The sequence below is a fragment of the Roseateles sp. P5_B10 genome, assembly GCF_056400485.1.
Genome location: NZ_JBFULE010000366.1, coordinates 1 through 5,225 on the forward strand (window position 1 = coordinate 1; position 5,225 = coordinate 5,225).

Genomic DNA, 5,225 nt, shown 5'->3' on the forward strand with positions numbered 1-5,225 from the left:
GCCCACAACCTCGTCGCCAAGCTCTACGCCGACCGCGCCACGATGGGCCGCGGCGAAGTCAACATTGACTGGGGCATGGGCGAGTCCATGGCTTTCGCGTCGCTGGTGGCTTCGGGCTACCCAGTGCGCCTGTCCGGCGAGGACAGCGGCCGCGGCACGTTCACGCACCGCCACGCCGTGCTGCACGACCAGAACCGCGCCAACTGGGACGCCGGTACCTACATCCCGCTGCAGAACGTGGCCGAAGGCCAGGCACCGTTCACCGTCATCGACTCCATCCTGTCTGAAGAAGCGGTGCTGGGCTTCGAGTACGGCTATGCCGCGGCCGAGCCCAACACGCTGACGATCTGGGARGCGCAGTTCGGCGACTTCGYCAACGGCGCMCAGGTCGTCATCGACCAGTTCATCGCCTCCGGCGAAGTGAAGTGGGGCCGCTCCAACGGCCTGACGATGATGCTGCCGCACGGCTACGAAGGCCAGGGCCCGGAGCACAGCTCGGCGCGCCTGGAGCGCTTCATGCAGCTGGCCGCGGACAACAACATGCAGGTCGTGCAGCCCACCAACGCCGCGCAGATCTTCCACGTGCTGCGCCGCCAGATGCTGCGCATGTTCCGCAAGCCCCTGGTCATCATGACGCCCAAGAGCCTGCTGCGCGCGAAGGATGCCACCTCGCCGCTGGCCGATTTCACCAAGGGCGATTTCAAGACCATCATCGGTGAACAGGACGCCGCGCTGAATGCCGAGAAGGTCAAGCGCGTCATCGTCTGTTCGGGCAAGGTCTATTACGACCTGGTCAAGGCGCGGGCCGAGAAGAAGTCCGCCGACGTGGCCATCGTGCGCGTCGAGCAGCTCTACCCCTTCCCGCACAAGGCCTTCGCGGCCGAGTTGAAGAAGTACCCGAGCGCCACCGACATCGTCTGGTGCCAGGACGAGCCGCAGAACCAGGGCGCCTGGTTCTTCGTGCAGCACTATGTGCACGAGAACATGAGCGAAGGCCAGAAGCTCGGCTATGCCGGCCGCCCGGCCAGCGCCAGCCCCGCCTGCGGCTATGCCCACCTGCACCAGGAGCAGCAGAAGGCGCTGCTGGATCAGGCGTTTGCCAAGCTCAAGGGCTTCATCCTCACCAAATAAGGACCGCAATGCGCAGCGCCCCGATCGGCGCTGCGCTTGCTCGCGCCTGCACCATCACACCGAATAAAGAACACGGAGCCTCCCACCATGGCCATCGTTGACGTCCAAGTTCCCCAGTTTTCCGAATCCGTTTCCGAGGGCACGCTGCTGACCTGGAAGAAGAAGCCCGGCGAAGCTGTCACCATCGACGAAACCCTCGTCGAGATCGAGACCGACAAGGTCGTGCTCGAAGTGCCCGCACCTGCCTCCGGCGTGCTGGCCGAAGTCCTGGTGGCTGACGGCAGCACCGTCGTCAGCCAGCAACTGCTCGCCAAGATCGACACCGAAGGCAAGGCCGGCGCTGCTGCAGCCGCACCTGCCGCTGCTGCTGCCGCACCTGTGGCCGCCGCTGCTCCTGCTGCCGCCAACAAGGGCGATGTGGCCATGCCCGCCGCCGCCAAGATCCTGGCCGAGAAGGGCCTGCAAGCTACCGACGTGGCCGGCTCCGGCAAGGACGGCCGCGTGACCAAGKGCGACGCCCTTGGCGCCCAGCCCAAGCCTGCTGCCGTCGCCGCGCCGCTCGTCGTGCCCGCCTCGCCCGCTGTCGCCAAACCGCTGCCGGCCGTGGCCGCGCCGGCTCAGCAGAACCTGGGTGACCGCCCCGAGCAGCGCGTGCCCATGACCCGCCTGCGCGCCCGCATCGCCGAGCGCCTGGTGCAGTCGCAGTCCACCAACGCCATCCTGACCACCTTCAACGAGGTCAACATGGCCCCGGTCATGGAGATGCGCAAGAAGTTCCAGGAGAAGTTCGAGAAGGAACACGGCGTCAAGCTCGGCTTCATGAGCTTCTTCGTCAAGGCGGCTGTGGCGGCACTGAAGAAGTACCCCATCATCAACGCGTCGGTCGATGGGAATGACATCGTCTACCACGGCTACTTCGACATCGGCATCGCCGTCGGCTCGCCGCGCGGCCTCGTCGTGCCGGTGCTGCGCAATGTCGACCAGATGAGCTTCGCCGACATCGAGAAGAAGATCGCCGAGTTCGGCCAGAAGGCCAAGGACGGCAAGCTGTCCATCGACGACTTGACCGGCGGCACCTTCTCCATCTCCAACGGCGGCACCTTCGGCTCCATGCTGTCCACGCCCATCATCAACCCGCCGCAATCGGCCATCCTGGGCGTGCATGCGACCAAGGACCGCGCGGTGGTCGAGAACGGCCAGGTCGTCGTGCGCCCGATCAACTACCTCGCCATGTCMTATGACCACCGCATCATCGACGGCCGCGAGGCCGTGCTGGGCCTGGTGACGATGAAAGAAGCGCTGGAAGACCCCGCCCGCTTGCTGTTCGACATCTAAGAAAGCCAAGGAACGATCAGCATGAGCACCAAGCAATTCGACGTCGTCGTCATCGGCGGCGGCCCCGGCGGTTACATCGCGGCCATCCGCGCGGCCCAGCTGGGCATGAACGTGGCCTGCATCGACGAGTGGAAGAACGACAAGGGCGGCCCCGCCCTCGGCGGCACCTGTACCAACGTCGGCTGCATCCCGTCCAAGGCGCTGCTGCAGTCCAGCGAGCACTACGAGCAGCTCAACCACCACTTTGCCGACCACGGCATCACGGCGGACAACGTCAAGATGGACGTCGCCAAGATGCTGGCCCGCAAGGACCAGGTCGTGAAGCAGAACAACGACGGCATCGTCTACCTGTTCAAGAAGAACAAGGTCACGTTCTTCCACGGTCGTGGCTCCTTCGTTGCCGCCAAGGATGGCGGCTATGAGCTCAAGGCTGGCGAGGAAACCATCGCGGCCAAGCAGGTCATCGTCGCCACCGGCTCCAACGCCCGTGCGCTGCCCGGCGTGCCCTTCGACGAAGAGAACATCCTGTCCAACGACGGCGCACTGCGCGTCGGCACGACCCCCAAGAAGCTGGGCCTGATCGGCGCCGGCGTCATCGGCCTGGAGATGGGTTCGGTCTGGCGCCGCCTGGGCGCTGAAGTGACCGTACTGGAAGGCCTGCCGGCCTTCCTGGGCGCGGTGGATGAGAGCGTCGCCAAGGAGGCCGCCAAGGTCTTCAAGAAGCAGGGCCTGGACATCCAGCTCGGCGTGAAGGTGGGCGAGGTCAAGTCAGGCAAGAAGGGTGTCAGCGTCGCCTACACCGACGCCAAGGGCGAGGCCAAGACGCTGGACGTCGACAAGCTTATCGTCTCCATCGGCCGCGTGCCCAACACCATCGGCCTGGGTGCTGATGTGGTCGGCCTGAAGCTGGACGAGCGCGGCGCCATCGTCGTGGATGACGACTGCAAGACCAGCCTGCCGGGCGTCTGGGCCATCGGCGACGTCGTGCGCGGCCCCATGCTCGCGCACAAGGCCGAAGAAGAGGGCGTGGCCGTGGCCGAGCGCATGGCTGGCCAGCATGGGCACGTGAACTTCAACACCGTGCCCTGGGTCATCTACACCAGCCCCGAGATCGCCTGGGTCGGCAAGACCGAGCAGCAGCTCAAGGCCGAAGGCGTCGCCTACAAGGCCGGCCAGTTCCCCTTCCTGGCCAACGGCCGCGCCCGTGCGCTGGGTGACACGACCGGCTTCGTCAAGTTCCTGGCCGACGCCAAGACCGACGAGATCCTGGGCGTGCACATCATTGGCCCGTTCGCGTCGGAGCTGGTCTCCGAGGCGGTGGTGGCGATGGAGTTCAAGGCCTCGGCCGAGGACATCGCACGCATCTGCCACGCGCATCCGTCCTTGAGCGAAGCGACGAAGGAAGCGGCCCTGGCCGTCGACAAGCGCACGCTGAACTTCTGATCGCACGTAGCGAATYGAAAGGGGCGGCCAGACAGTCGCCCCTTTTTTTGCGATGACCTCAGTCACTGAGCTTTACCAGCAGACCCTCACCGAGCGCGGCTTCACGGCCGACGCTGCGCAGCTGCGTGCCATCGAGGCCCTGCAGCGCTGCCAGGACGAATGGGCCAGCTACAAGGCGCGGCGCGCCAATGCCGTGACCAAGCTGCTGGTGCGCCCGCCCATCCCGCGCGGCGTTTACATGTACGGCGGCGTAGGCCRAGGCAAGAGCTTCCTGATGGACTGCTTCTTCCAGGCCGTGCCGCTGCAGCGCAAGACGCGACTGCACTTCCACGAGTTCATGCGCGAGGTGCACCGCGAGCTGCAGGAACTCAAGGGCATTGCCGACCCGCTGGAGGAACTCGGCAAGCGCATCGCGCGGCGTTTCCGCCTGATCTGCTTCGACGAGTTCCACGTCGCCGACGTGACCGACGCGATGATCCTGCACCGCCTGCTGGACGCCCTGTTCCGCAACCGCGTGTCCATCATCACGACGTCCAACTTCCACCCCGACGGGCTCTATCCCAACGGCCTGCACCGCGATCGCATCCTGCCAGCCATCGAGCTGCTGAAGGCCAACCTCGAGGTCATCAATGTCGATGCCGGCACCGACTACCGGCGCCGCACCCTGGAGGACATGAACCTCTACCTGACGCCGCTGAACGAGTCGACGGAAGCGGCGCTTACCCAGGCCTTCGAGTCCCTCGCAGAAGCGCRGGACGAGGACCGCAAGCTGATGATCGAGCACCGCGCCCTCTACGCGCGTCGGCGTGCCGGCGGTGTCGTCTGGTTCGATTTCGCAACGCTTTGTGGTGGTCCGCGCTCGCAGAACGACTACCTCGAGCTGGCCAGTCAGTTCCATACCGTCATCCTGTCCGACGTGCCGGAGATGCCGGTGCGCCTGGCCAGCGAGGCGCGCCGCTTCACCTGGCTGGTGGACGTGCTCTACGACCGCCGCGTCAAACTCATCATTTCGGCCGCAGTGCCAGCGGAGCAGCTTTACACCGAAGGGCCGCTGGCTCACGAATTCCCGCGCACGGTGTCGCGCTTGCAGGAAATGCGCTCGGCCGAATACCTCGCCTTGGCCCGTCGCGAGGTTGATACTTCGCTCACATGAGGCCACCCCCTACTCGCTTCGCGCACCTTGCAGGCCGCGCCGACCCCGGAGGGGCCGACCCTTCGGCAGGCGCAAACGGCGTGCCGTTTGTGTCCGGCCTCAGCCCCCTTCGAGGGGGCGCCGCCAGTGGCCCGGCAAAGCCGGTTCCACGGCGGCCGCTTGA

Annotated in this window: 3 protein-coding genes and 1 pseudogene; all 4 read left to right on the forward strand. The window is 65.9% G+C overall.

What is annotated here, in order from left to right; all coding sequences use genetic code 11:
• Window positions 1–1,131, forward strand: a pseudogene (gene sucA, locus AC1DU6_RS19415) (2-oxoglutarate dehydrogenase E1 component); the annotation flags it as partial.
• An 87-nt stretch (window positions 1,132–1,218) separates the two neighbouring features.
• Window positions 1,219–2,466 (forward strand): 2-oxoglutarate dehydrogenase complex dihydrolipoyllysine-residue succinyltransferase, encoded by a 1,248-nt coding sequence (odhB, locus tag AC1DU6_RS19420; RefSeq protein ID WP_477858985.1) that lies wholly within the window; start codon window positions 1,219–1,221, stop codon window positions 2,464–2,466.
• A 21-nt stretch (window positions 2,467–2,487) separates the two neighbouring features.
• Complete coding sequence (lpdA, locus tag AC1DU6_RS19425) at window positions 2,488–3,909, forward strand: dihydrolipoyl dehydrogenase (protein ID WP_477858987.1); 1,422 nt, start codon at window positions 2,488–2,490, stop codon at window positions 3,907–3,909.
• Window positions 3,910–3,961: 52 nt separating this feature from the next.
• Window positions 3,962–5,062, forward strand: a complete 1,101-nt coding sequence (gene zapE / locus AC1DU6_RS19430; RefSeq protein ID WP_477858989.1) for a cell division protein ZapE — start codon at window positions 3,962–3,964, stop codon at window positions 5,060–5,062.
• Window positions 5,063–5,225 lie beyond the last annotated feature (163 nt).